This is a genomic window from Myxococcus sp. CA040A (assembly GCF_013336725.1).
GTDB classification, from domain to species: Bacteria; Myxococcota; Myxococcia; order Myxococcales; family Myxococcaceae; genus Myxococcus; species Myxococcus llanfairpwllgwyngyllgogerychwyrndrobwllllantysiliogogogochensis.
In genome coordinates, this window is sequence record NZ_JABUMR010000001.1 from 1713758 (window position 1) to 1738642 (window position 24885).

At 69.3% G+C, this 24885-nt stretch carries 21 protein-coding genes; 14 read left to right on the forward strand and 7 right to left on the reverse strand.

Going from position 1 to position 24885, the window contains the following annotated elements; translation table 11 throughout:
* Nucleotides 1-92: 92 nt before the first annotated feature.
* Nucleotides 93-398 (forward strand): hypothetical protein, encoded by a 306-nt coding sequence (locus HUA75_RS06885; protein WP_141642372.1) that lies wholly within the window; start codon nucleotides 93-95, stop codon nucleotides 396-398.
* Between the two features lie 37 nt (nucleotides 399-435).
* Here the strand turns inward: HUA75_RS06885 and HUA75_RS06890 are convergent, their stop codons facing one another.
* Complete coding sequence (locus HUA75_RS06890) at nucleotides 436-2445, reverse strand: S8 family serine peptidase (RefSeq protein WP_174485854.1); 2010 nt, start codon at nucleotides 2443-2445, stop codon at nucleotides 436-438.
* A gap of 242 nt (nucleotides 2446-2687) precedes the next feature.
* Here HUA75_RS06890 and HUA75_RS06895 point away from each other — a divergent pair, with 242 nt between their 5' ends.
* Together HUA75_RS06895 and HUA75_RS06900 are read left to right on the forward strand one after the other, a co-directional pair.
* Nucleotides 2688-4016: a ferritin-like domain-containing protein gene (locus HUA75_RS06895; RefSeq protein WP_174485855.1), complete on the forward strand. Its 1329-nt coding sequence runs from the start codon at nucleotides 2688-2690 to the stop codon at nucleotides 4014-4016.
* A gap of 29 nt (nucleotides 4017-4045) precedes the next feature.
* Nucleotides 4046-5380: a ferritin-like domain-containing protein gene (locus HUA75_RS06900; protein ID WP_141642369.1), complete on the forward strand. Its 1335-nt coding sequence runs from the start codon at nucleotides 4046-4048 to the stop codon at nucleotides 5378-5380.
* Nucleotides 5381-5489: 109 nt separating this feature from the next.
* Here HUA75_RS06900 and HUA75_RS06905 read toward each other — a convergent pair whose 3' ends face one another.
* From HUA75_RS06905 to HUA75_RS06920, 4 genes are all read right to left on the reverse strand, one after another.
* Nucleotides 5490-6761, reverse strand: coding sequence for an RNA polymerase sigma factor (locus HUA75_RS06905; RefSeq protein WP_174485856.1), 1272 nt, complete (start codon nucleotides 6759-6761; stop codon nucleotides 5490-5492).
* 51 nt (nucleotides 6762-6812) lie between these two features.
* Nucleotides 6813-7175 carry a YciI family protein gene (locus HUA75_RS06910; protein WP_141642367.1) on the reverse strand — a complete coding sequence of 121 codons (363 nt, stop codon included), beginning with the start codon at nucleotides 7173-7175 and terminating at the stop codon, nucleotides 6813-6815.
* A 102-nt stretch (nucleotides 7176-7277) separates the two neighbouring features.
* Entirely contained in the window at nucleotides 7278-8102 is an 825-nt protein-coding gene (thiD, locus tag HUA75_RS06915; RefSeq protein WP_174485857.1) for a bifunctional hydroxymethylpyrimidine kinase/phosphomethylpyrimidine kinase, read from the reverse strand.
* An 87-nt stretch (nucleotides 8103-8189) separates the two neighbouring features.
* Nucleotides 8190-12629: a hypothetical protein gene (locus tag HUA75_RS06920; RefSeq protein ID WP_174485858.1), complete on the reverse strand. Its 4440-nt coding sequence runs from the start codon at nucleotides 12627-12629 to the stop codon at nucleotides 8190-8192.
* A gap of 108 nt (nucleotides 12630-12737) precedes the next feature.
* Here HUA75_RS06920 and HUA75_RS06925 point away from each other — a divergent pair, with 108 nt between their 5' ends.
* The 11 genes from HUA75_RS06925 (at nucleotide 12738) to HUA75_RS06975 (ending at nucleotide 23407) form a co-directional block, all read left to right on the forward strand.
* Nucleotides 12738-14066 (forward strand): glycoside hydrolase family 2 TIM barrel-domain containing protein, encoded by a 1329-nt coding sequence (locus HUA75_RS06925; RefSeq protein WP_174485859.1) that lies wholly within the window; start codon nucleotides 12738-12740, stop codon nucleotides 14064-14066.
* 135 nt (nucleotides 14067-14201) lie between these two features.
* Complete coding sequence (locus HUA75_RS06930; RefSeq protein WP_174485860.1) at nucleotides 14202-15419, forward strand: hypothetical protein; 1218 nt, start codon at nucleotides 14202-14204, stop codon at nucleotides 15417-15419.
* 7 nt (nucleotides 15420-15426) lie between these two features.
* Nucleotides 15427-16425: a HEAT repeat domain-containing protein gene (locus HUA75_RS06935; RefSeq protein ID WP_174458829.1), complete on the forward strand. Its 999-nt coding sequence runs from the start codon at nucleotides 15427-15429 to the stop codon at nucleotides 16423-16425.
* 47 nt (nucleotides 16426-16472) lie between these two features.
* Complete coding sequence (locus tag HUA75_RS06940) at nucleotides 16473-16991, forward strand: hypothetical protein (protein WP_141642361.1); 519 nt, start codon at nucleotides 16473-16475, stop codon at nucleotides 16989-16991.
* A 160-nt stretch (nucleotides 16992-17151) separates the two neighbouring features.
* Nucleotides 17152-18534 carry an ATP-binding protein gene (locus tag HUA75_RS06945; protein ID WP_174465666.1) on the forward strand — a complete coding sequence of 461 codons (1383 nt, stop codon included), beginning with the start codon at nucleotides 17152-17154 and terminating at the stop codon, nucleotides 18532-18534.
* The gene (locus HUA75_RS06950; protein ID WP_141642359.1) at nucleotides 18521-19072 is read left to right on the forward strand and encodes a response regulator transcription factor; all 552 of its coding nucleotides are present in this window, start codon (nucleotides 18521-18523) and stop codon (nucleotides 19070-19072) included. Before HUA75_RS06945 ends, HUA75_RS06950 begins: the two co-directional genes overlap by 14 nt.
* A gap of 170 nt (nucleotides 19073-19242) precedes the next feature.
* Complete coding sequence (locus tag HUA75_RS06955) at nucleotides 19243-19713, forward strand: hypothetical protein (RefSeq protein WP_174485931.1); 471 nt, start codon at nucleotides 19243-19245, stop codon at nucleotides 19711-19713.
* 11 nt (nucleotides 19714-19724) lie between these two features.
* Nucleotides 19725-19919: a hypothetical protein gene (locus HUA75_RS06960; protein ID WP_174458827.1), complete on the forward strand. Its 195-nt coding sequence runs from the start codon at nucleotides 19725-19727 to the stop codon at nucleotides 19917-19919.
* Between the two features lie 98 nt (nucleotides 19920-20017).
* Nucleotides 20018-20671 carry an Isoquinoline 1-oxidoreductase subunit gene (locus HUA75_RS06965; RefSeq protein ID WP_141642357.1) on the forward strand — a complete coding sequence of 218 codons (654 nt, stop codon included), beginning with the start codon at nucleotides 20018-20020 and terminating at the stop codon, nucleotides 20669-20671.
* Nucleotides 20668-21132 carry a (2Fe-2S)-binding protein gene (locus tag HUA75_RS06970; protein ID WP_141642356.1) on the forward strand — a complete coding sequence of 155 codons (465 nt, stop codon included), beginning with the start codon at nucleotides 20668-20670 and terminating at the stop codon, nucleotides 21130-21132. The genes HUA75_RS06965 and HUA75_RS06970 overlap by 4 nt, the downstream gene beginning before the upstream one ends.
* Nucleotides 21133-21142: 10 nt before the next feature.
* On the forward strand, nucleotides 21143-23407 hold the full coding sequence (locus HUA75_RS06975; RefSeq protein WP_174485861.1) for a molybdopterin cofactor-binding domain-containing protein: 2265 nt from the start codon (nucleotides 21143-21145) through the stop codon (nucleotides 23405-23407).
* Between the two features lie 60 nt (nucleotides 23408-23467).
* On the opposite strand, the gene HUA75_RS06980 is transcribed toward HUA75_RS06975, so the two are convergent.
* Both HUA75_RS06980 and HUA75_RS06985 read right to left on the reverse strand, forming a co-directional pair.
* Entirely contained in the window at nucleotides 23468-24178 is a 711-nt protein-coding gene (locus HUA75_RS06980) for a double-CXXCG motif protein (RefSeq protein ID WP_174485862.1), read from the reverse strand.
* Nucleotides 24179-24191: 13 nt separating this feature from the next.
* Nucleotides 24192-24863, reverse strand: coding sequence for a TIGR02269 family lipoprotein (locus HUA75_RS06985; RefSeq protein ID WP_174485863.1), 672 nt, complete (start codon nucleotides 24861-24863; stop codon nucleotides 24192-24194).
* Nucleotides 24864-24885: the final 22 nt, after the last annotated feature.

The following is a 24885-nucleotide window of genomic DNA, read 5'->3' on the forward strand; positions in this document are numbered from 1 at the left end:
CGGAGTGGTGTCGGGAGGGCGTGGCAGTGTGCCACGCTGGGGATGGCGGATTGCCATGGCTGCTGCTCACTCGAGCGAGGGTGGGACTTGCGATGACGGAGCCGAGACCCCGGCACTGTGCGACGTGTGGGCGCGCGCTGAGCCCCCGCGAGGTGTACTACCGCTTCAACCTGGTGCTGGAGGGTGAGCAGGACCTGCTCGACTCCGGTGACGAGCCCGGAGACGGGGAGCGGGACGCCCTCGCGGAGCTGGTCCAACGGCTGGAGGAAGGGCCCGAGGACGCCCGCGAGCTGGAAGACCAGGTCCACTGGGAGCGCGCGGGCGTGGTGTGCGGAGCGTGTCGCATCGTGGTGGTGCGCATGCTCGATGCGGGCCCGGGGACGCCTCGACCGCACTGACGTCCCGGGCCCTACGACGAGACTTCACAAGCGTGCTTCAGCGGCCCCGGCGCGCCACGGAGAAGGCGAGGTCGTCGTGGTCCAACCACATCCCGGGCTCGCAACTGGCGTGGGAGGGATTGGTTCCGAGCACGCCCCGAATCGCCTGGAGTCCTCCGTCGGGCAGGGTGAAGGTGGTGGACAGCTCATGTTCACCGGGGACCTCGACCTGGAGCCTCGCGACGTGTGTCCATTGAGGGGTGCGTGCGTCGGGGGCGTGAAAGAGATTCACCTCCTCCAGGAACGGCACGAAGCCAAAGACAGTCGCCGTGAGCGTCACCTGCCTGCCCGCGGTGAGGGGGCCGCCATCCTGGCTGGTGATGCGCAGTCCCTCCAGCGTCGCGGTGACGAGATAGGTGCCCTCTTCTCCATCCGGGCAGCTGCCGCCGAGCGTGTTGGGCGCATGGGGTTCCGGGCCGACGCCTCCCATTCCCCGGACGAGCTGCCCGGTGTCGCACGAGGCCGTGAGCGCGGTGCATCGGGGGGCGAGGAGCGTCGAGTCGTAGTCGGCGATGCCAGGGTTGCGCACCGTCACCGTCACGGGCGCGGTCCGGTGGGCCTTGAGCGCCGTGTCGTAGGCGCGGACCTCCAGGGTGGTGGGGCCATTGAGTTCCTGTCGCGTGTCCCAGGCGAAGTCGAAGGGGCGGGTGTCGTCGCTGGCGAGGAGCACTCCGTTGACCCAGAGGTCCACGCGGCGGATGGCGACGTCATCCCAGGCCAGCACATGCACGCGCGGCGTGTCTCGGACCGTGGTTCCCGGCAGCGGGGTCAGCAGGTGCGCCCAGGGGCGGTGGTCATCGCCAGGGGAGGGCGCGAAGCGGGCCTGGAGCAGCAGGTTGGGTGAGCGCGGCCCGGCCTCCTTCACCCGTCCAGGGATTGCGGCGCCCGCGAGTGCCTCCATCACCTGCGTCGGCGTGGCGGTGGGGTGAGCCTCCAGATAGAGCGCGGCGGCGCCCGCGACGTGCGGTGTGGCCATCGACGTACCGGAGAGCACCTCGGTCGCGCTGTCGTCGGCGATGCCCGCGGAGATGATTTCGTCACCCGGCGCGAACAGGTCGATGCAGGCGCCGTAGTTGGAGAACCACGCCTTCCTGTCCGCGAGGTTGGTGGCACCCACGGTGAGGGCTTCCGGCGTACGGGCCGGTGATCCACCGCATGCGTCGCCGCTGCGATTGCCCGCCGCCACCACCGTGGTGATGCCCGCGGCCACGGCATTGCGGACCGCGAGGTCCAGCGCCTCCGAGGGCTCCATTCCCAGACTGAGGTTGGCGACGGCGGGAGACTCATGGTGGGCGGTGACCCAGTCGATGCCCTCGATGATTCCAGAGACGGTGCCCTCTCCGCCGCAGTCCAGGACGCGCACGGGATGCAGCGTCACCGCCCTGGCCACGCCCCACGTCGAACCGCCGAGCGTTCCCGCGACATGGGTGCCATGGCCGTCGCAGTCCTCCGCGCCACCGTCGGGGTCCACTCCGTCGAAGCCCGCTCCCAGGCGCCCCAGGAACTGCGTGTGCGTCGAGCGGATGCCCGTGTCGATGACATAGGCGTGGACGCCCGCGCCGCCGTGCGTGGGCTGGTAGAGACCATCGAGTGGAAGGTCTTCCTGGTCCACGCGGTCCAGGCCCCAGGAGTCCGTCCTCGGCTCCGCGTACAGGCGCACCCAGGCGTCCTGTTCGACGAGCGCGACGCGTGCATCCGCGCGCAGTGCCGCCACGCTCGCTTCATCGAGCTCGGCCGCGAAGCCCTGGAGCGCATGGGCATACGTGCGGCTCACCTTCGCCGCGTGGGTACTGGCGACGCTCAGTACGTGCTCGCGCGCCTTCTGGGGCAGGAGCATGGCTTGGGTCGCGGGTGGCTTGAGCACGACGATGTAGTGGTGAGGGACGCGCCGTGTCCCGGTGCGCTGGGATGTGGCGGCCTGGGGCGAGAGGTCGGTCGGGTTCGTGCAGCCGCCGAGGACAAACGCTGACAGGACAAGAGACAGGGGTGTGGTGGAACGGAACTTCATGGGTGTGGGCCTGAGAGTGGGCCGACCCCTCTTCCGGGCACAGGGGGGCCCGGAGCGAGGTGGCGTCATGGTGAGCCCGCTTGGACGCCGAAGGACTTCGGGTTGATCAATCCCCGCCTCAGGTTTCTGAGCAGGCTGGGGGAAATCAGGGTGTGCCTGTCAGCGTTCCGGATTGCGCGCCGAGTGACAGCTCGCTGGCACCATCATTGCTGTTGAAAGAGGCTCACTCGATGGGAGCCTTCATGGACTCGAATCAACTGCGCCAGCTCTTCGCGAAGGCCCTGCGAGCCTCGTTGGCTTCCCCTCTGTTGCTGGCCGGTTGCGGCGGCCTGGACCTGAAGGGCTACTCGCCTCCCGTGTGTGAGGACGATTGGAAGCTCTCGATGAGCGGCCTGTCCCCGGCGACCCAGCCGGACCTGGTGCAGCTCCGCCGGAGCCAGGACACCGGGGACGGGAGCAGCAACCCGCGCCTCCATACGGTGCTGTCGTCTTCGGGCACGGCTTGCGCGACGGCGTCCCAGCCCGCGACGTGTCAGGCGGAGCTCGCCGCCCTGGCCCCTCAGGAGGGCTTTCGCTCCGTCTGCAACTTGTTCTGCGAGTCGTACTACCTGGCGACCACGGAAGGCGACACGGTGGCGGCCAAGACTTCGTTGGAGGCACTCATCGGCTTCCTGGGCGCCATCGACACGCCCCAGGAAGCCCTGCTGCGTGTCTTCGCTGACGGTTACACCTTGAGCTGCACCACGCTGGAGCGGGGGGCGGTGAAGGCGAACGGCGATGGCAGCTTCAACGTCGTCGCGACCCAGGGCTTCGCCTGCGGAGAGGGGACCCAGGAGACGCAGTTCGTCCTGGGGGTGTCGGCTTCGGGCGAGGTGGTCGAGAAGGAACGCGACGTCCTGAAGCGCGGCGACAAGGGCTGCAGCGTGGGACGTCGGCCCGCGGGACTCCAATCGGAAGGCTTCGTCGAGTGCGCGGATGCCGTGGGCCGGCACCTGGCCCTCATCGCGCACCTGGAGGCGGCCTCCATCCAGGCGTTCCTGCGGCTGCGCGCGGAGCTGGCGCTGCACGGCGCGGACCTCTCGCTCCAGGACGCGGCGCTTCGCAGCGCGATGGACGAGGTGATGCACACGGAGGTCTGCGGACGTCTGGCCCGGAAGTACGGTGCGACGCCGGAGCGGCCCCAGGTGGCGTCGCTTCCGCCCAGGCCGCTCGCGGAGGTGATGCTCGACAACGCGGTGGAGGGCTGCGTGCGCGAGACGTACGGCGCGCTGGTCGCCCACCACCAGGCCCTGCACGCGGAGGACTCCGAGGTGCGCGAGGCCATGGCGCGCATCGCCGAGGATGAGACGCGGCACGCCGACCTGTCGTGGGCCATTGACCGCTGGGCGAGCACGCGTCTCCCCGAAAGCGAGCGGACAGCCGTGCGTGAGGCTCGGCTGCGCGCCATCGAGGCCCTGCGCGCGGAGGTGGCCGAACCGACGGACTCCGCGCTCATCCGTGAACTCGGCCTGCCCGCGCCCGAGGTCGCCGTGGCCCTGGTGGACACGCTCACTCGCGAGCTCTGGAACTGAGACCTTCTTTGCGACAGGAATAATGCTCCATGAATTCGAATCGATTGCGCGAAATCTTCACGCGGGCGCTGCGTGCCTCGCTGGCCTCGCCCCTGGTGCTGGCGGGCTGCGGCGGCCTGGACCTTGATGGGTATTCACCACCCGATTGCATTAGAACCAATCTCGTGTTCAGAGGCCTTTCACCCGTGGTGCCGACGGACTTCGTCGAGCTGCGCCGTGTCCGCGGGGTCAGGATGGAGCCGCCCTTCACCGAGTCCGTCCTCTCGTCCTCGGGCGTTCGCTGCGCGACGGCCACGGATCAACCGACCTGTCGCTCCAGGCTCGAGGCCCTGACTTCCACGACGGGTTTCCGCACGAGCTGTGGCGAGCTCTTCCCGGAATGCGCGGCGCACTATCTCGCGACCACGCAGGGGGACGTGGTGACAGCGCACAACTCGGTGGAGGCGCTCCTGACCTTCCTGGGCACCATCGACACGCCGCAGGAAGCGGTGCTGCGCGTCTTCGCTGAGAACGACCGTTCCTATCATGTGAGTTGCTCCAAGCTGGAGCACGGGGCCGTGAAGGCGAACGCCGACGGGACCTTCAACGTGGTTGCCACCACGGGTACCGGCTGCGGGGGAGGCGGGCGGTTGACGCAGCATGTGCTGTTGGTTTCGCCCGAGGGCGAGGTGCGCGAGACGCGCAGCGAGCGTCTGGAGACAGGCCCCAGCAACTGCGACGGACGCAGGCCCGCGGGGCTTCGCTCCAATGGCGTGGTCGACTGCTCGGATGCCCTGGGACACCACTTCGCCATCATCGCCCACATGGAGGCGGCCTCCATCCAGGCGTTCCTGCGGCTGCGCGAGGAGCTGGCGTTGCACGGCGCGGGCGTCGAACTCCAGGACGCGGCGCTGCGCAGCGCGATGGAGGAGGTGGCGCACGCGGAGGTCTGCGGACGGCTTGCCCGGAAGCACGGCGCGACGCCGAGCCCCGCCGTGGTGGCAGCGCTTCCTCCGAGGCCGCTCGCGGAGGTGGTGCTCGACAATGCGGTGGAGGGGTGCGTGCGCGAGACGTACGGCGCCCTCGTGGCCTACCACCAGGCCCTGCATGCGGAGGACGCCGAGGTGCGCGAGGCCATGGCGCGCATCGCCGAGGATGAGACGCGGCACGCCGACCTGTCGTGGGCCATTGACCGCTGGGCGAGCACGCGTCTCCCCGAAAGCGAGCGGACGGCCGTGCGCGAGGCTCAGGTGCGCGCCGTGGAGGCCCTGCGCGCGCAGGTGGCCGAGCCGAGCGATGCCGCGCTCATTCGCGAGCTCGGCCTGCCCTCGCCGGAGGTCGCCGTGGCGCTGGTGGACACGCTCGCGCGCGAGCTCTGGAACTGAGGCACGACGCTCGATGACGACAGGCCGACAAGGGGCTCCGCGCGGGCCCTTGTCGTGCGAGGGGCTCGCGCGGGCGAACCCCGACGCTCTCGCAAAGGCCCGCTTCACGTCAGGCGGATGACGGGGGGCTCGCGAGCACCTCTCGCAAGCGCTCCTCCAGGAAGCGCCGCTCGGGCTCGGTGCGCACCAGCGCGAGCGCCCGTCGGTAGGCAGCCTCGGCTTCCCGCCAGCGGCCCAGTCGGCGCAGCAGTTCCGCGCGGGCCGCCGGCAGCAGGTGGTACGCGGTGAGCCTGCCAGAGGACTCCAGGTCATCGACCAGCGCGAGCCCTTGCTCCGGACCGCGCGCCATCGCCACCGCCGCCGCGCGATTGAGCTCCACCACCGGGCCGGGGGTCAGTTCGGTGAGCCGTCCATAGAGGGCGGCGATCTGCTCCCAGTCGGTCTCTTCCGGACGCTTCGCCCGAGCATGGAGCGCCGCGATGGCCGCCTGGACGGTGTAGGGCCCGTGCGCGCCCAACGCCATCGCCGCATCGAGCTGCTTCAACCCCTCTCCAATCTCCTCGGCCTCCCACAAACTCCGGTCCTGCCGGTCCAACAGCACCAGCCCTCCATCCTCGGCCACGCGCGCGCGGCGACGCGAGTGATGAAGCAGCATCAACGCCAGCAGCGAGGCCACCTCGGGATGGAGCGGAAGCAGCGAGCGCGCCAGCCTCGCCAGCCGCAGTGCCTCCGCGCACAGGTCCGTGCGCAATAGCTCCGTGCCCTCCGTCGCGGCATGTCCCTCCGAGAAGAGCAGGTAGATGGCGTGCAACACGCCTCGGGTGCGCTCGGCCAGCGCATCCGCCTCCGGAATGACGTAGGGGATGCGCGCATCGCGAATCTTGCGCTGCGCCCGCACCAGTCGCTGCGCCATCGTCGCCGCGGGCACCAGGAACGCGCGGGCCACTTCCTCCGTTGTCAGGCCGCACAGCGTGCGCAGCGCCAGGGCCACCTGGATGTCCTCCGCCAGCGCGGGGTGGCAGCAGGTGAACAGCAGCCGGAGCGAGTCATCTGGATGGTCCTGCCAGTCCCTCCCATCCAGCGGCGAGGCGAGCTCCTGCTCCAGTCGCGCGATGACCTCCAGCGCGTCCACGCGCGCGCCGAGCCGGGCCCCCCTGCGCACCCGGTCCACCGCCTTGTTCTTCGCCGCGCGCAGGAGCCACGCCCGAGGCTCCTTCGGCACACCCTCGCGCGGCCACTGGAGGAGCGCCGCCTCGAAGGCCTCCTGCACCACCTCCTCGGCCGAGCCGAAGTCTCCGCCCATGACCCGGATGACCGTGGCCACGATGCGGCCATAGTCGGCGCGCCAGGTCTGTTCGAGCAGCGACGGCAGGTCCGTCATGAAGACTCCACCCAGGCCCCGAGGCACCGCCCGGGGCCCGAGCAGCGGGCCTCAGCCCGCGGACTCGGAGAGTTCCCACACCGGGCGGATCTCGATGCAGCCCAGCCGCGCACTGGGAATGCGCGAGGCGAGGGCGATGGCCTCGTCGAGGTCCTTGGCCTCCACCAGATAGAAGCCTCCGAGCTGCTCCCGCGTCTCCGCGAAAGGCCCGTCCGTCGTCAGCCGCTTGCCGTCGCGCACGCGCACCGTCGTCGCTGTCTGTGTCGGTTGCAGCGCCTCGCCCGCGATGAGGTTGCCGCTCTTCTGGACCGAGTCCGTGTAGGCGAAGTACTCACCCAGGAATTGCTCGGACTCCTCCTTGGACTTCGACTCCCAGGCCTTCTCGTTCTCGTAAATCATCAGCAGGTACTTCATGGGTCGGTCCTCACGGTGTTGGGGGAGCAGACGCTCCCGCCCAGGAATCGAACGGGAGGGAGGCGAATCGACAGCCTATTTCCGGAGGATTTCCGGACCGCGTCAGGAGGGTGTCCCCAAAGGGGAGAAGTGACTGAAGGGGCCATGGCCCCGCCCCAGGGCGAGGGGGTGCTCCAGGGCGGCGGTGACGTGGGCCTTCGCGCGCCGGGTGGCCTCACGGGCGTCCTGCCCCAGCGCGAGCCAGGCGGCGATGGCGGCGGACAGCGTGCAGCCGGTGCCGTGGGTGTTGTGCGTCTTCACCGCGCGCAGGAACAGCGTCTCCATCCGCTCGCCGTCGAACCAGACGTCCAGGCCGCGCAGCTCCCCGGACATGCCTCCGCCCTTGATGAGCACCGCGCGCGGCCCGAGCCCGTGGATTCGCCGCGCGGCCTCCTTCATGTCGTCCAGCGTGTTCAGCGCCATCCCCGCGAGCAGCTCCGCCTCATGGCGATTGGGGGTGACGACGTCGGCGAGGGGAAGCAGGTGCTCCTTCAAGGCGCCGACGGCCGAGTCGTCGATGAGGCGCGCTCCGGCGCGGGACACCATGACGGGGTCCACCACGAGCGGGCCGGGCTTCAGGGCCTTCAGTCGCCAGGCGACGACGGAGATGATTTCGGCGTTGACGAGCATGCCCGTCTTCACCGCGCCCACGCCCAGGTCGTCGACGACGGCGTCCATCTGCGCGGCCACGGCGGCGGCGGGCAGGACGTCCACGCGGGTGACGCCCCGGGTGTTCTGCGCGGTGATGGCCGTGAGCGCGGTGGTGCCGTGGACACGGTGGAATGAGAAGGTGTTCAGGTCCGCCTGGATGCCGGCGCCACCACCGCTGTCGGAGCCGGCGATGGTGAGAGCCGTCGGCACGGGCTTGGGAGTCTCCATGGGCCGCATGCTGCGGCACCCGGAGCGTGGGAGCCACCCCAAACTCCGGGCACGGGCCCGCCTGGTCGCGAGCCCGCACCCGGAGTCATCCCGGCATCAGATGACGCTGCCCAGCGTCAGGAAGACGACCTCCGCCGCGCGCACCTCACCCAGGTTGGTGAAGCTCGTCGTGTCGATGAGCAGGGTCCACTCACCCAGGAGGCTCCGGTCATAGAAGGAGTTGGTGGCCGGGGTGGAGCCGCCCAGGGCGATGCTGCACGAGTCCGTGAACGAGGCCGACTGGAAGGGCGTGGTGCACGTCGCGTTGGCGAGGTCGCACGCCGGCGGGCCGGAAGCGCAGGCGGAGAAGGGCACGTAGTGAAGCACCTGCCGGTTGCCTCCGGAGGTGTAGTCGTCCTTGCTCAGCAGCTCGAACTCGGCGAAGTGGTTGCCGAGCTTGAAGCCATCCATCGTGTCGCGCACCAGCACGGCCGACACGTTGGCCGTCGCGCCGCTGGTGGTCACCACGTTGACGCGCACGTTGCGCACGCGGTGGCCCTTGCGCAGCGCCAGGTCCGGCGAGGCCGCCAGGTCCGTCGCCGTCACCTGGAAGCGCGCGCCCCGGTACGTCGTGGTCCCGTTGACCAGCTCGCCCAGGGGCTTGAGCCGCTCCAACTCGTTGCCCGACAGCGCGTGGAAGGCGCCGGCGGGCAGGCGCCGGTAGTACTGCGCCGGACTCTGCACGGTGTGCGAGGCCAGGCTGTCCAGGCCCTCCACCAGCCGCGTCTTCATGTCCGGGTAGTTGCCCAGGTGGAAGTCGATGTTGTCGCGGAAGGAGACGGGAATGGCGCTGCCGCCGGTGCTCGGGTCGAAGGGCAGGTACTGGTACTCCGCCACGCGGATGAGCTCCCAGTAGCGCATCGTGAGCTGGTCCAACGTCCGCAGTGCCCGCGCGTACACCTGCTGGCCGATGAGCAACTGGTCGAACTTCCGCAGCTCCGTGCCGCTGCCGAAGTGGAGGATGTCGTTGAGCGCGTCGCGCGCCGCCACCGCGTTGCGCTGGCGCAGGAGCGTCGTGTCGCGCTCCATCAGCGCCAGCTTGTAGTCCGCCTGGGCCTTGATGAGCTGGGCCTGCAGGTCCAGCAGGTCCAGGGTTATCTCCACCTGGGACTGGGCCAGGATTTCCTTCTTCACCTCGTCCGAGATGACGCTGCGCGCCGGGTTCTTCTGGTTGCCGTTGATGATGTCCCAGAGCTGCGTGCCGCCCGTCTTCAGCGTGTCCTTGAAGGGCTTGCTCTTGGCCGCCTCGGCGCCGCTGGTCTTCAGGGCCTCCCACACCTGGGAGTGGAAGGACGTGCTCGCGCTGCTCGTCGACCCCGCGCCGGGCACGGGCGTGGCGCTGGCCTCCGACTTGAAGCTCTTCTTCATCTCACTCCACATGCTCTCCGCGCCATTCCCAACCAGGTCGGCGGCGAATTGTCCCCCGTACGAGGCGGCCACCTTGCCGATGACATCCAGGACGAAGTCCGCGAAGTCCTTGTTGTTGGCGTTGTAGTGGTTGGTGATGCGGGTGTCCGTCGCCTGGATGCTCTCGGTGAGCTGGGTGATGGCGGCCTTGCGGTTGTTCATGGACGTCTGCAGGGCGGTCAGCGCCGCGTTCGCCGCGGTGATGCGCTGGCTGTCCGCGGCCTCCTGGGCCTCCAGCGCGATGACTTCGGCGTTCATCGCGACCTGGTTCTGCGTCATCCAGGCGGACAACTGCATGCCATTGGAGAGCGCGAGCCACTGGTTCACGGAGCTGTCCAGCACGTCGTAGAGCGAGTCGAACTCCGCGCGGAGTTGCTCGTAGCGCAGGTGCGAGTTGAAGGGGGTCTCCCTGGCCAGACCGTAGAAGTTGCGCTGGCCCTGGAGGTAGCTCAGGCGGGTGACGTCGTGGGCCATCAGCGGGCACAGCGCGCCGTACAGGTACGCGGATGAGAAGGGCGCCTGCGCGTCGAGCGGCTCGTCACACACGAGGCCCGCCTGCGCGAGGATGCCCCCCATCTCCATGATGTTCTGCGTGTAGACGAAGGCGGCCCGCTCCAGCTCGCCGCGCTTGAAGAGGGTGTTGCCGTTCGCCTGGTTCACCCGCCACGCCTGGGGAGCGAGCAGCACGCGGAGCATGTCCACGTCCCGGCGCGCCGAGCGGAGGATGCGCTGCGTCCCGGCGATGCCCGCGGTGCCCGCGACGCCCGCGGTGGACTTGGTGCCCAGGAAGCAGGTGCGCTGCTCTTCCCGGGGAATGCACAGGTAGGTCTCCCAGTGCTCACAGGTTCCCGGAGGGGACTCGAGCACCGTCACCGACACCGTCTTGAAGGGGCGGTTGCCTCCCAGGCCCTTCTTGCCGCCGCCGGGCGCCACGGTGACGAGCTCCGCGCGCGTGTCCACGTAGCGCCCGTTGTAGGACTCCGACAGGGACACGTCGTGGAAGGTCTGCACCTTGTTCTTGCACGCCAGGTCGCCGATGAAGGGGCTGTTGCGGCAGGTTTCGTCGGCGCAATCCTTGAACCCGTCGTTGTCGTTGTCCAGCCCGTCCGTGCACTGCGCATAGGTGTTCTCCTGCGCGCCGCAGACGCTTCCCGTCAGGGGGCTGTTGCTGCACTGGAAGTCATAGCAGTCCGTCCAGTTGTCCCCGTCGTTGTCCACGCCGTCGGCGCACGTGGCCGCGGTGGCCTCCTGGAGGAAGGGGTAGTCGTCCGGCTCGCACACCTTCGCGTACGGATTGCTCGCGCAGTTCGAGTCCTGGCAGTCCGTCTTGCCGTCGCCGTCGTTGTCCAGTCCGTCCGAGCAGGCCTGCGGGGTGCGCTCGGTGCCGCAGGCGGAGAGCACGCGCGGGTTGAAGCGGCACTCGTAGTCAGCGCAGTCCTTGTGGCCGTCCAAATCGTTGTCGAGGCCGTCCGAGCACGCCGCGTCGCTCGCTTCTTCCAGGCCGCTGGTGAGGACCAGCGCGGGGCCCAGGCCGCAGTAGGGATTGCCGAGGCAGCCCGGATCCGAGCAGTCACCCAGCCCGTCGCCGTCATTGTCGAGCAGGTCGCGGCACTCCTCGTCGCCGCCCTCGCCCTGCGCTCCACACGTCGTCGAGTGGTTCAGACACGAGTAGTCCGCGCAGTCGACGTACCCGTCGCCGTCGTTGTCCAGCGTGTCGCCGCAGGCGTCTTCGGAGAACTCGCTGTTGGACGGACGCGACTGCTGACAGAAGCCGCGCAGGCGGCACTTGGTGTCCGCGCAGTCCACGGCGCCATCTCCGTCGTTGTCCTTGGCGTCGCTGCAGGCCTCGGCGGAGGACTCCTTCTGGATGGGACCCCAGGACGCGTCAGCGCACACCGTGACGTGGGGGTTCTTGGAGCAGGCGTAGTCCTGGCAGTCCGCGAAGCCGTTGTGGTCATTGTCGATGCCGTCGGCGCACTGGGCGTTGTCCGCCTCGGTCAGCAAATCACACAGGGCGATGGCGGGGTTCCACCGACAGCGCAGGCTCTGGCAGTGCAGCGCCTCGTCCATGAAGCACTGCTCGGGCGTCACCGGGGAGGCCTTGTTCGGCTCGTTGACCAGGCCGGGGCCGCGCAGGGACGTGTAGCGGATGACGACGTCGCCGGAGCGTCCGCCGTTGCCGCCGTTGCTGCCGTTCTGCGGCGGCTTGACGATGGTGCCGGTGCAGTTGAGCTTGGGGTCGGGACCGTTGTTGCCGGTGATGGTGTGGGAGATGGCGATCGGCGGGCCATCCGCGCCCAGCCAGCCGTCCTCGCCCCGCTCGCCCGTGGTGTTGACGCGCACGCCGTCGAGGACGTTGGTGTAGAGCACGAAGCTGCCGCTGTTCTGCCCGTTGCGTCCGGGGGGGACAATCGCGTCGGTCGGGTCCGGGTCGGCCTGCGCGGTGCGCACCACGGGAAGGGTCCGCAGAGGGAAGCCTCGGGACGTGTAGGCGCCAGAGGCGATGACGAGCGTCGCGCCGCCCGTGTCCACCGGACCCGCCAGCTCGACGACGGGGGCCACCACGACGACGGCCGCGTACTTGCGCTGGGTCGGGTCCTGCTCGGAGACCTCGAACAGGTTGGCGCACGCGTGACTGAATGAACAGGCGTTGCCGGGCAATGTCTGCCAGTTGACGACAGGGTTCTGCAGGGCGACGACACCGTCCGCGTGAGGCAGCAGGGCCTGATTGCCCTTGAGGAACACGGGATAGTCGCGGGCATAGGACGTCAGCACGCGCACCTTGTCGGTGGGCACGTGGCGCCCGGAGAGCACGCCGCGCAGGTCGTCGAAGCGGGGGCTGGGGAGCACCGCGAGCAGCTCGCCCACCGTGGTGTCCATCGTCGCGGGCGCCGCGGGAAGGCCGCGCAGCTCCGAGAACTCCATGGGCGAGGAGAAGGCCAGCGGCTGCGCGGTGGTGCCCGTCTCCAGCTCCGAGGATGTCCCATCGTCTCCTGGCGGCGTGCTGTCTCCACAGGCGCCCAGCACCAGCGCGCAGGCCATTCCCCAGACTCGCCGCCGGCTCCGGCGGATGCTTCCCAAGAAGTTCATCGTGGTTGCTCCTTTGCTGGCGAGCTGAACGGGGTCCCTGGGATTCCTTCTCCGAGAATTCGTGGCACGCCGGAAATGGGAGCTGAAAGGAGTTACCATCCACGCCCCATGGCCCCTCGCTTCCGCCCCACTCGCGGCGTCCTGCTGTTGTTGTGTGCGTTCGTGCTGTGTCCGGCCCTGGCCGCCGAGGCCCGGACCGCCCTGCTTCGAGTGGACGGGCAATGGCAGCTCCAGGTGGATGGGCGCCCCTATGTCGCCAAGGGCGTCACCTTCAGCGGCAGTGGCAGCTCCGCCGCGTATGAGCAGGACTGCGCGAAGCTGGCGGCCCTGGGCGTCAACACGCTGCGCACCTGGGGCGTGGGCGCGGAGACGCCGCTGCTCCTGGACGCCGCGCACAAACACGGCCTCAAGGTCCTCGTCGGGCTGTGGATGCGGCACGGCCAGCCCGGCGCGGAGGATGACGACTCCTTCGACTACCTCACCGACACGGCGGGCATGAAGAAGCAGCGCGCGGACACGCTGGAGAGCGTGCGGCGCTTCAAGGACCACCCGGCGGTGCTGGCCTGGGGCGTGGGCAACGAGGTCATCCTCAACAGCCCCAGCGACGCGGCGAAGGAGGCCTACGCGCGCTTCCTGGAGGGCGTGGTCCAGGACATCAAGAAGTCGGACGCGAACCACCCGGTCATCTCCGTGGACGCGTGGGTGCTCGCGGTGAAGTGGTGGGAGAAGTTCGTCCCGTCGCTCGACGCGTATGGGCTCAACGTCTACGGCCGGGGCATCCATGCGCTTCCGGACGCGCTGAAGAAGGAGGGCGGTACCAAACCCTGGCTCATCACCGAGTTCGGCGCGCAGGGCGAGTGGGAGGCTCCCAAGGACGTCCACGGCATTGCCCGCGAGCCGGACGACCAGGAGAAGTACGCCGTCATCGTCGATGCGTGGAACAACGCGCTGGCGCCTCACGTGAAGGCGGGCAACTGCCTGGGCCTGTTCGTCTTCAACTTCAGCTCGACGTTCGACCACACCAGCCTCTGGCTCGGCATGTTGTCGGGCAAGTCGACTCGGCCCGCATGGCACGCGGTGCGCGAGGCGTACTCCGGTCAGAAGCCGGCGACGCCCCTGCCCGAAATCAAGGGCCTCACCGTGGAGGGCGTGAAGAAGGAGCCCACGGGGACCTGGGCGGACGTGCGCCTCGAGGCGAAGCCGGCCGACGACAAGCCGCTGGAGATCTCCTTCGCCTACAACTTCCGGGGCGCGGCCACCCGGTTCGAGCGCGGCGAAGTCATCCGCCTGCGCTCCACGCCCGGCGCCACACCGGGCTCGTGGCGCGTGAAGGTCCCCTCGGTGAAGGGCCCCATCAAGCTGTACGCGCTCGCCAGGGACGCCTCCGGCAACCTGCTGATGGCGACCAGCTCCCTGGTGCCACCCTCGGCCCCGTGAGCCGGCTCACCTGTCTCAAACACACACTCCGGGCGTTGGCGACAGGACTGCCCGTTTGTTGGATTGGGACGGATTTTTCCGATTTTTAAGAAATTAAAAGGAAGGCGAGGAGTCCGGTAGTAGGGTCGGCGGGGCATGAGTCCCGAATCGTCTTCGCGTCCCACACCCCCGGACGGGCCTTCGCGTTTCACTCGTCGCCGAGCCATCGCCTTGCTGGGCGGTGGGCTCCTGTTGTTGGCCGTGGGGCTCGTGGCCCGACGTGGCGGCGACGGCGTCGTCCCGGTCGAGTCGGCGGAGCCAGGCTCCGCCTCCGGTGTCGCCCCTTCACGCCGTGGGCCGGTCAAGCCGGGCGCTGCTCCAGGCGCTGGAGCAGGGGAGGAGGCCGTCGCGGGAGCGCCCCGGTACGACGCCACCACCTGCTGGAAGGACCTGGAGCGCTTCAACGAGGGCGTGAGTCTCGACACGTTCCGCGAGTGGGCCGCGCCGCTGCTCTCCTCCAGGGACCCGCTGGTCCGCATGTACTTGAAGGAGCGCCTGACGGAGCTCATCGGCAACGACGCGGGTCGGGCGAATGAGGTGCTGGGGTGGACGCGTGAGGCCGGGCCGAAGGAGTTCAAGGTCTTCGCGATGGCGCTGAAGGACTCGGAGGCCGTCCATCTGCCGGAGGTCTCCCGGAAGATTGTCGAGCTGGGGCTGGACGCGACGCTGGAGCCGGAGCGGCGCGCCGGGGTGCTGTCCTCGCTGGACACGCAGAAGCAGCTGTCACCCGAGGTGCTCACGCGACTGACGGACTTCGCCAAGGACCCGGCGTCGGGCGAGGCGGGCTGGGCGGCGGCGCGGACCATCGCCCGGGTGATGAAGAACGACCATGAGCGGACCGCGAACGCGGCGCCATACCTGGACAAGCTGTTGAACATCGGCACGCAGTCGCTCGACGAGCACGTCCGGTACATGGCGCTGTCGACGCCCATGGAGACCGCGCCGGTGCTGGACGCGAGCGCCACCGACGGCTACGCGAAGGTCCTCACCACCGAGGGCAGTCCCGACGGACGCGGCGCGGCCGCGCACAACCTGTCGCTGTCCGAGGACCGGGCGAAGGTGTTGGAGACCTTCGCGAGCGCCTTCGAGCCGGAGAAGGACGTGTGCGTGCGCTGGGCGCTGTTCCGCTTCTCCGCGCGCGCCGCCGGAAAGGACGCGCTGCCCGTCATGGCGAACATGGCGCTCGTCGACCCGCGCTTCCAGGCGACGTACCAGGACTTCGAGCGCATCTACGCCAGTGGCGTCGTCGACTTCGAGCGCGTGTGGCTCGCGCTCGCGGACCAGGACCCCTACGGCTGCCTCCACCGCGACTGAGCTCTCCATGACGCGCACCTTCCTGCTGGCCCGGGCGCTCTGCCTGCTGACGTCGTTGTCCCTCCTGGCTCCCTCCCCGTCCCTCGCCCAGGCGACGGGGACTCCGCTCCCTCCACCCGCGCTCCAGCCGGAGACATGCTCCGTCGAGGGCTTGATGGACTCCATCCGGCGCGGGCTCCAGTCGAAGTCTCCGGCATACCGACGCTATCTGCGCGAGCTGCTGAAGGAGTCCGCCGTCACGCTGCCAGAGGAGCAGCTTCGCGCGGCCTTCGAGCGCGAGACGGAGCCCCTCATGGTGGAACACCTGGCGGCGGCGCTGGCCGCGAAGACGGACCGGGGCGAGAGCGTGGCCACCCTCCAGCTCGTGGGGAAGCGGGCCTCGCAAGACGCGGACCCCGCCGTGCGCGCCGCCGCCACGCGGGCCCTGCGCCGCACGAGCGCGGAAGAGCACACCGGGGATTTGTACTCGCGGCTGGTGCGCGATGCCTCGCCGGAGGTGCGGATGGAGGCCGCGACGAATCTCATCGAGGACAACCAGTTCGTCTACGCGGGGTTCCACGGGCCGGCATCGGACACGGCGGTGGCGGCGGCTGCGGCTTCGAGCGATTCGAAGGTGACGGCGCGAATCCTGGGCAACATCTCCACGGCGGCCATCAGCAAGGAGTCGGCCGAGCAGCTCCACACGCTCTTGCGCGGCGATGACGCGGAGGTGCGCGCGGCGGCGGCGAAGGCGCTGGGAGGCGTGCCCGCGCCGGAGATGTCCCGCGCGCGCCAGACGCTGGTGGCGCTGTACCGCGATGAGTCGGACGTGGGCGTGCGCACGTCCATCCTCCAGAGCCTCGCCCGGCTGGGCTTCGCCAGCGCGGTGCCGGAGCTGCGGGGCTTGCGCAACGTCGACCCGCGCCTCGTGCCGGAGGTCGACGCGTGGATTCGAGCATTGAGTACGGGTCTTCAGGAGTGGAGCCTGATCCTGAGGGAGAAGCAGCGGTTGCAGCAGGCTCGATGAGCAGCAGTCCTTCTGGGGGCCGCATGGGCGGCCCGAAAGGAACAACGATGCGTAGCCCCAAGTCGCGCCTCGCGGCGCTGACGGCCCTGGTAGCCCTCCCCACCGCCGCACTCGCCTACACCGCCGTCGCGCCGTACCCCAGCACGGTGACGGCCACCACGTACTACTCCAGCGGCACGTACCACGGTGCCGTGGACGTCGCGAACTCGCGCTGCAACTACTGGGGCGCCGAGACGGGCGTCTCCGCCACCGTCTATTGGAACGTGACGGTCCGCACCTCCGGCGTCGTCTGCAATGGCAATGGCAGCGGCAACCAGAACGAGGCGCTGCTCAACCTCGGCAGTGGTTGGTCCTTCCGCCAGTGGCATTGGATCAAGACCAGCGACTCCTATGACCGCACCTGCAACCGCTGCCAGGTCGGCAACCTGGGCGGCACCGGCAACGCCACCGGTGCGCACTCGCACTTCCAGAAGGACCAGTACGGCACGAAGAACACGTCCTGGTACTCGTCCTACACCTCGAAGGGCGAGGCCTTGGACCGTGGTGAGCTGATGGGCTACATCTGACAGCCCGTGGTTGTCTGACGACGCTCCACTGAGCGTCGTTGGACCCGCACCGGCCAGGGAAGCAGGGGCCCCGTGTCCCGCCTCCCTGGTCCGGTGTACGCGCGGCCCTGCGTCAACTTGACGCGCTCGCGAGGAGGGGACTCCCGGGGTAAGAAGAGGCGTGTTCCGCCCGCCCACCGACTCGCAGGCGGCCCCGCGCGGCCCCTTGTGGTCGAGACATCCGTCGCCGCGCTCCGCCTTTCATCGCTCCGCCCAGGACGTGGTGGACCTCCTGTCGTCCAGCGCGATTGCCCTGGGCTGGTTGGTGCGCCTGCGCTGGCACGCCGTCGGGGGCACCGCGCTGACGGTGTTCGTGGCCGTGCGAGTGCTGGGGCTGGACCTCCCCGTGGTGCCGTTGCTCGCGGTGGTGGCGACGACAGGCGTATCCAACCTGCTCCTCGCGCTGTGGCTTCGCCGCGCGCCGGTGGTGAAGTCCCATCACCTGGGAGGAGTGCTCGCGTTCGACATCATGCTGCTGACGGCGCTGCTCGCGCTGTCCGGTGGCCCCGACAACCCGTTCGCCATGCTGTACCTGGTGCACGTGGCCCTTGCGGCGCTGGTGCTGGGGCCTCGCTGGACCTTCGGCCTGTCGCTCCTGTCCATCCTGGGGCCCGCGCTCCTGGTCAACTTCCATGTCCCGCTGCGGGAGCTGGCGCACGTCTCCGGTTCGATGCCGGCGAACTCGCGACATGTGTTGGGGATGTGGGTCGCCTTCACGCTGACGGTGATGCTCATCGCGCTGATGGTGGCGCGGGTGTCCGCCGCGCTGCGAGACAGGCAGGAGGCCCTGGTCCGCGCCCAACTGCTCACGGTGCGCGCGGAGAAGCTGGCATCCCTGAGCACGTTGGCCGCGGGCGCGGCGCACGAGCTGGGGACGCCGCTGGGGACCATCGCCATCGCGGCCAACGAGCTGGAGGCCCTCATCCTGGAGGAGCCGCACGAGGCGCTCGAGGACGCGCGCCTCATCCGGGACCAGGTGGAGCGGTGTCGCGACATCCTGGAGCGGATGAGCGCGCGGGCGGGGCAGACCTATGGCGAGGTGCCGGAGCCGACGACGACCAGCGTGGTGCTGGAGCGCCTTCGCGAGCAGCTATCGGCGGGGGAGCTTGCGCGCCTGCGCTTCGCGGAGGGCCCGGACCTGTCGCTGTGTTTTCCCATGCGCGGACTGGTCCAGGTGCTGGCCAACCTCGTGCGCAATGGCCTGCACGCGAGCGACGCCTCCCAGTCACCTGTCACGGTGAGCGTGCGCGGCGACGCGGGGCGGACGACCTTCGTGGTGGAGGACCAGGGCACGGGCATTCCGCGTGACGTGCTGGCGCGCCTGGGCGAGCCGTTCTTCACCACCAAGCCCGCGGGGCAGGGCATGGGGTTGGGTTTGTTCCTGGGGCAGACCTTCGCGGAGCTGTGCGGCGGACGGTTGGAGCTGTCGTCGGAAGAGGGCAAGGGAACGCGCGCCACGCTCGACCTGCCGTGCCGGAGGGAGCCTGTCCATGCCGCGGCCTGAGGTGTCCCCCGTGGTGCTCGTCATCGACGACGACGAGCCCTATCGCGAGCGATTGGTGAAGGCCTTCGGTCGAAAGGGCTTCGCGGCGCATGGCGCGGGCAGCGCGAAGGAGGCGCTCGAGTGTGCGCCCGTGCTGCGCCCCGGCTACGCCGTCATCGACCTGCGTCTGCCGGACGGCTCCGGGTTGGACCTGGTCCGTGAGCTGAAGGCGCTGGATGCGCGCACGACGATGGTGGTCCTCACCGGCTACGGGAGCATCGCCACCGCGGTGGAGGCCGTGCGGCGGGGCGCCACGCACTACCTCTCCAAGCCCGTGGACGTGGACGACATCCTGCTCGCCTTCGCGGGGGCCACGCTGCCGGCGGGCGAGGCCGTGGCGTTGGAACATCAGGTGCCGTCCCTGGCGCGCGCGGAGTGGGAGCACATCCAGCGCGTGCTCGCGGATTGCGGTGGCAACATCTCCCAGGCGGCTCGGCTGCTGCGCATCCAACGCAGGAGCCTTCAGCGAAAGCTGTCCAAGCACCCCGTGCGGCAGTGATTGACGCGGGGTGCGTCACCAAGACGCACGAGGCGGCGCGCGCGGTCCGGTAGGGTGACAGGCGTCGGAGGCTCGATGTCCCTGCCGCGCGCCGTCTCGCTCCCGCGCTTCTTCATTCGGCGACGAGGCCACGAGCGCCGGTCCTCGTCGGAGGCGGAGCGGTGAGTGCGATGGCGTACCCGGTGGTGCTCTTCATCCATTCGTGGCTGCGCTGGGCGGTGGTGCTGCTCGTCCTGCTCGCGCTGGGCAAGGCCCTGCGGGGCTGGTTCGGCGGCGGGGCCTGGACTCCCGCGGACCGGCGGCTCCAGGTGCTCGCGGTCGCCGCCTTCGATACCCAGATGTTGCTGGGGATGATTCTCTACTTCGGCCTGAGTCCCTTCACGCCCCCCGCGCTGGAGGGCGGGCTGCGCGCGAGCCTGTCCGTTCCCTCGCTCCGGTTCTTCAGTGTCGAGCATCCGACGTTGATGCTGCTGGCGCTCGCCACCGTGCACGTGGCGTCCGCGCTGAGTCAGCGCGCGGAAGCCCCCGTGTCGCGTCACCGCCTGTGGGCCCTGGGCCTCCTGCTCGCGATGCTCCTGGTCGCATTCGCGATTCCCTGGGCTGGACTGTCCCACGGCCGTCCCCTGTTCCGAGGCTTCTGAGGTCCGCGTCCATGTATGACTTCCTCTGGCTGCTGATGATGGCTCCTCTCGCGCCGAGCAAGCCTCGCGTGGGGAGGACTCCCGTGTCCTATCTGTCCGAGGTGCCTCGGCAGAGCCCTCGCATCGCTCCGCCCGCGCCGCCCGTGCGTCGCTCCCGCCGCACGCGGGCGAACTCGCGGCGTCCGCGAGACCCGGCCTCGCGGTGAGGCGCGAAACAGGGGCGTGACTCCCACCTTCGTTGAGTGGAGCGCGCGCCGGAACATTCGGCTTGTGGTGACGGGCGACATGCCGGAACCTTGTCGCGATGATGCGTGCTCTTCCGGTCATGGCCTCGGTGGTCTTCCTCGCGAGTGCCGGAGGATGTCGGCGTCAGCCCGACTCCGAGGCGGCGCGATGGGAGTCGTTACCTCCGGTGGACGCGCGCGAGCTGCGTTCGCTGGACATGTTCCAGCGCATCGAGGACCCGGCGCAGCGCTCACGCGCGCTGTTCCTGGAGACCAGTCGTGTCTACCTCCATCCGCGCTGCTCGAACTGTCACCCCGACGGCGACAGCCCCTATCAAGACTCCGGTGAGATGCTCCACAACCCTCCGGTGACGCGAGGCCCCGAGGACAAGGGGGTCGTGGGCATGGAGTGCACGGGGTGTCACCAGGAGCGGAACCTGGAGCTCGCGAGGGTGCCGGGGGCGCCGAACTGGCACCTGGCTCCGCGCTCCATGTCCTGGGTGGGCAAGAGCCCCCGCCAGCTGTGTGAGCAGCTCAAGGACCCCGCGCGGAACGGAGGCAAGACGTTGGAGCAACTGGTCGAGCACAACGCTCATGACAAGCTGGTGGCGTGGGGATGGGCTCCGGGCTCGGGCAGGCAGCCCGCGCCGGGGACCCAGGCGAGGTTCGGGGAGCTGGTCGCGGCCTGGGTGGCCACGGGCGCGCAGTGCCCCAGCGAGGAGGTACGGCCATGAGCATCCGGGTGCGAGTCAACGGAGTCGAGCAGGAGCTGGACGTCGACCCGGAGATGCCGTTGCTGTGGGCCCTGCGCGACGTGCTCGGCCTCACCGGGACGAAGTACGGCTGCGGTCAGGCGTTGTGTGGCGCGTGCAGCGTGCACCTGGATGGACAGGTGGTGCGCGCGTGCGTGACGCCCATCCGTCGCGCGGACGGGCGCGAGGTCACCACCATCGAGGGGTTGTCTCCCGATGGGGGCCATCCGCTCCAGCGCGCGTGGGTGGAGCTGGGCGTGCCGCAGTGTGGGTTCTGCCAGTCCGGGCAGCTCATGTGCGCGGCGGCGCTGCTGGCGAAGAAGCCACAGCCCACGGACGCGGACATCGACCAGTCGCTCGCGGGCAACCTCTGCCGCTGTGGGACGTACACGCGCATCCGCGCGGCCGTGAAGAAGGCCGCGGGCGTGCCTGACTCGAAGTAGCGAGGATGCGATGAGCCAGCAGCCCGTGGAGTTCACCCGGCGTTCCTTTCTCGAAGGACTCAACCTCTCCGTCGGCGGGCTGGCCCTGGGCCTGGTGCCCACGGTGTCGGCCGAGGCGGCCGCTCCGGGCGTGGGCGCGAAGTCGGCGCCGGAGTTGCGGCCCAACGTCTTCGTGCACGTCGCGGCGGATGGTCTCGTCACCATCGTCTGTCACCGCTCGGAGATGGGGCAGGGCATCCGCAGCTCGATGCCGGTGGTCATCGCGGACGAGCTGGGCGCGGACATGGCCCGGGTGAAGGTCGTCCAGGCGGTGGGAGACGCCGTCTACGGGGACCAGAACACCGACGGCTCCAGCAGCATCCGTGGCGTCTTCCAGGCGCTGCGCCGCACGGGCGCCACGGCGCGCACCATGCTGGTGGCCGCGGCGGCGAAGCGTTGGAAGGTGAAGCCGGAGCAGTGCGAGGCGCGTGACCACGCCGTGTACCTTCGGGGGTCGGAACGCTCGCTGGGCTTTGGTGAGCTGGTGGCGGACGCGGTGAAGCTGCCCGTCCCCAAGCCGGAGGCCGTCCAGCTCCGGCCGCTCTCGGAGCTGCGCCGGGTGGGCACGGAGCTGCCGCTGCTCGACGGGCCCGCGTACGTCACGGGCAAGGCCGTGTTTGGCGCGGACGTGAAGTTGCCGGGGATGCTCATCGCGGTGGTGGCCCGTCCGCCCGTGGTGGGCGGAAAGGTGACCCGCTTCGACGCGACGCGGGCGCTCGCGATTCCAGGGGTGAAGCAGGTGCTGGAGCTGCCCACGCCTCAGCGTCCCTATCTGTTCCAGGGCTGGGGCGGCGTGGCGGTGCTGGCGGAGAACACCTGGGCGGCGATGCGCGGTCGCGAGGCGCTGGACATCACGTGGGAGAACGGTCCCAACGTGTCCTACGACTCGGAGAAGTACCGCGAGGCGCTGTTGGAGTCGGTCCGAGCGCCGGGCAAGCCGGCCCGGTCCGTGGGCGACGTGGACAAGGCGCTGGCCAGTGCGGCGCGTGTGGTGGAGGCCGAGTACTACGCGCCTCACCTGTCCCATGCGCCCATGGAGCCGCCGGTGGCGCTGGCGCGTGTGGAAGGGGGCGTGTGCGAGGTGTGGGCGCCCACGCAGCACCCGCAGGCGGCGCGCTCCGAGGCGGCGAAGATGGCGGGGCTGCCGGAGGACAAGGTGACGGTGAACGTCACGCTCCTCGGTGGTGGCTTCGGGCGCAAGTCGAAGGCGGACTTCGTCGCGGAGGCGGTGTTCCTCGCGAAGGCGGCCGGGGTGCCGGTGCGCGTGCAGTGGACGCGCGAGGACGACATCCGTCACGACTACTACCATTCGGCCAGTGCGCAGCGGTTGAGCGCCGGATTGGATGCGAAGGGCAAGCCGACGGCGTGGCTGCATCGCACGGCCTTTCCGGCCATCCGCTCGACGTTCTCCGAGGACGTGACGGGGCCGGTGGCCAGGGACTTGAACCAGGGTGTGTTGGACCTGGCGCTCGACATTCCCAATGTCCGGGCGGAGATGGGCGAGGCGCTGGCGAAGGTGCGCATTGGCTGGCTGCGGTCCGTGAACAACATCTTCCACGGGTTCGCGGTGGGCTCGTTCATGGACGAGCTGGCGCATGCGCGGGGCGTGGATCCGCGTGACAACCTGCTGGAAGTGATTGGTCCCGCGCGTCACGTGTCGGTGGCGGAGCTGGGCGTCACGGCGCTGCCGAACTACGGCGCGCCGGTGGAGAACCATCCAGTCGACGCGGGGCGTCTGCGAGGGGTCATCGAGCGCGTCACGGAGCTGTCGGGCTGGAGCGAGCGCGCGAAGAACGGGCGCACGCTGGGGCTCGCCGCGCACCGCAGCTTCCTGAGCTATGTGGGCGTGGTGGTGTCGGTGAAGAAGGACGCGGTGGGCAAGGCGCGGGTGGACGAGGCCTGGGTGGTGGTGGACGCGGGGCTCGTCGTCAATCCGGACCGGGTCCGCTCGCAGATGGAGGGCTCGGTCATCTTCGGGATGAGTCTGGCGATGTACGGCTCCATCACCATGAAGGACGGAGCGACGGAGCAGTCGAACTTCCGGGACTACCGGCTGGTGCGCATCGTCGATGCGCCTCGGGCCATCCACGTCGACATCGTGCGCAGCGAAGCGGCGCCCGGTGGAGTGGGGGAGCCCGGCGTGCCGCCCGTGGCTCCCGCCATCGTCAATGCCATCTTCGCGCTCACGGGGACTCGTGTCCGTGAGCTGCCCATCATCCGGACGGTGCCTGTGTAGAATTGGGGTGGCGCTGGCCGTGCTGTGTGAGCTGGATGGCTTCAGTCGCCCCCCACAGGATTAGCGCACAGGCAGTTCGTGGAAGGTCATTCCTTCCAGGCCCAGGCGGTGTACGGCTTCCATGAACCGCTCGGTACCCACAATCACCGTGGAGTAGTCGCCCACCCTGAATAGGTCCAATTCGGGAGGCAGGGATGCCGAATCCAGGATGGGTTCATCCGGCAGTCGGAAATACACCCAGCCGCAGGTTTCGCACGGTGGGGGCAGGTCCGGCGGAAGGCAGTCCCGGTGCAGTCGGCCATGCGGTTCAATCTGGAGCTCCAGCAGTTCCGGCGGATCCTTCTGACGGAATCGCAGCTCCGTTCGGCAGCCCAACAGTCCTCGCACACCCTCCGCCTGGAGTCGTTCCAGCGAGTCCCGGCGAATCACCCAGAGCACATCACCGAGGGACGTGAAGGGGCCGAATCTCCCGGAGGCAGGGCCCACCAAGGGACCGAACTGAGTGCCAGGTGGTAGCGCCGCATTGGCCGGCATCAGGGGGCGCACGAGCTCTCGCAGGCGCGCGAATTCAGGGAATGGCTCGGGTCGGGCCTTCTCGAATTCGCTGTGCTCCGGCAGCTGAGACAGGTCCACAGCGGGATACTGATTCCCCGCACTCGCCCATGTGGCGCCGCAGGTGTGGCACCGCACGCCGGGCAAACGCCATGCATGGGTGGCGTCGAAACTGGCTGTTACCTTCTTGTCCTCGTGCAACCAGTAGAACCGGCTCATCTGTCGGACGACCTCACGCTCCAGGGCGGGCATAGTAGGGCTGAATCGGGCCGCCAACGAGGTCGAAGCGGTGAATCAGCTCCCCCGCGAACTTGTAGATCTCCGCGGGTGGGGCGTTCTGGTTCTTCGCCTTGAACTCGCGCCATGCATCATTCCAGACGCCCCCACGTCCGTTGCCATTGTGAATTCGTCTGTGAACGTGAAGCGGGATGGGCATGGTGTAGTCATGGATTTTGACGCCCCGTGCCTCGAACCACTCTGCCAGGTCCTGCGACTGCGGGAAGATGTGGTGCTTCTCCCAACGTCCAGGCGTGAGCTGACGTGAGGGCGGGATGACCTTCGACGGAGCGCCGTTCCAGTTGGGGAACGTCATGAGGGAGCCAGGAGGGAGCTTCTGTGCTCCGCCCCAATTCCGCCGAGGGCCACTGCCCGGTGCCGCAGCAGCCACGGGCGGGCGCCCGGGCGGGAAGCGCGCCAACTCAACGTCCCCGGGTATGTCCTCGCATCGATAGAAGCCGCACTCGGCTGCCAGGCAGAGAAGGGCGACGCACTGGTCTTCCTGGGATGCGTCGCACTCTATCTCCGCCGCAGCCCATGCCTCTTGCACGGTGTGCGTGGTCCCGGTGGCGCAGCCCAGCCAGGACATGGCTAACAATGAAAGCCAGATGAAATGAAGCGTTCGCATAGGCCGCAAAGCCTATCACCAT

What these genes read in the sequence shown, in the direction of transcription:
- HUA75_RS06885 (WP_141642372.1), top strand. Translation starts at nt 93, where the DNA reads ATGACGGAGCCGAGACCCCGGCACTGTGCGACGTGTGGGCGCGCGCTG.
- HUA75_RS06890 (WP_174485854.1), bottom strand. Translation starts at nt 2,445, where the DNA reads ATGAAGTTCCGTTCCACCACACCCCTGTCTCTTGTCCTGTCAGCGTTT.
- HUA75_RS06895 (WP_174485855.1), top strand. Translation starts at nt 2,688, where the DNA reads ATGGACTCGAATCAACTGCGCCAGCTCTTCGCGAAGGCCCTGCGAGCC.
- HUA75_RS06900 (WP_141642369.1), top strand. Translation starts at nt 4,046, where the DNA reads ATGAATTCGAATCGATTGCGCGAAATCTTCACGCGGGCGCTGCGTGCC.
- HUA75_RS06905 (WP_174485856.1), bottom strand. Translation starts at nt 6,761, where the DNA reads ATGACGGACCTGCCGTCGCTGCTCGAACAGACCTGGCGCGCCGACTAT.
- HUA75_RS06910 (WP_141642367.1), bottom strand. Translation starts at nt 7,175, where the DNA reads ATGAAGTACCTGCTGATGATTTACGAGAACGAGAAGGCCTGGGAGTCG.
- thiD (WP_174485857.1), bottom strand. Translation starts at nt 8,102, where the DNA reads ATGCGGCCCATGGAGACTCCCAAGCCCGTGCCGACGGCTCTCACCATC.
- HUA75_RS06920 (WP_174485858.1), bottom strand. Translation starts at nt 12,629, where the DNA reads ATGAACTTCTTGGGAAGCATCCGCCGGAGCCGGCGGCGAGTCTGGGGA.
- HUA75_RS06925 (WP_174485859.1), top strand. Translation starts at nt 12,738, where the DNA reads ATGGCCCCTCGCTTCCGCCCCACTCGCGGCGTCCTGCTGTTGTTGTGT.
- HUA75_RS06930 (WP_174485860.1), top strand. Translation starts at nt 14,202, where the DNA reads ATGAGTCCCGAATCGTCTTCGCGTCCCACACCCCCGGACGGGCCTTCG.
- HUA75_RS06935 (WP_174458829.1), top strand. Translation starts at nt 15,427, where the DNA reads ATGACGCGCACCTTCCTGCTGGCCCGGGCGCTCTGCCTGCTGACGTCG.
- HUA75_RS06940 (WP_141642361.1), top strand. Translation starts at nt 16,473, where the DNA reads ATGCGTAGCCCCAAGTCGCGCCTCGCGGCGCTGACGGCCCTGGTAGCC.
- HUA75_RS06950 (WP_141642359.1), top strand. Translation starts at nt 18,521, where the DNA reads ATGCCGCGGCCTGAGGTGTCCCCCGTGGTGCTCGTCATCGACGACGAC.
- HUA75_RS06955 (WP_174485931.1), top strand. Translation starts at nt 19,243, where the DNA reads ATGGCGTACCCGGTGGTGCTCTTCATCCATTCGTGGCTGCGCTGGGCG.
- HUA75_RS06960 (WP_174458827.1), top strand. Translation starts at nt 19,725, where the DNA reads ATGTATGACTTCCTCTGGCTGCTGATGATGGCTCCTCTCGCGCCGAGC.
- HUA75_RS06965 (WP_141642357.1), top strand. Translation starts at nt 20,018, where the DNA reads ATGATGCGTGCTCTTCCGGTCATGGCCTCGGTGGTCTTCCTCGCGAGT.
- HUA75_RS06970 (WP_141642356.1), top strand. Translation starts at nt 20,668, where the DNA reads ATGAGCATCCGGGTGCGAGTCAACGGAGTCGAGCAGGAGCTGGACGTC.
- HUA75_RS06975 (WP_174485861.1), top strand. Translation starts at nt 21,143, where the DNA reads ATGAGCCAGCAGCCCGTGGAGTTCACCCGGCGTTCCTTTCTCGAAGGA.
- HUA75_RS06980 (WP_174485862.1), bottom strand. Translation starts at nt 24,178, where the DNA reads ATGAGCCGGTTCTACTGGTTGCACGAGGACAAGAAGGTAACAGCCAGT.
- HUA75_RS06985 (WP_174485863.1), bottom strand. Translation starts at nt 24,863, where the DNA reads ATGCGAACGCTTCATTTCATCTGGCTTTCATTGTTAGCCATGTCCTGG.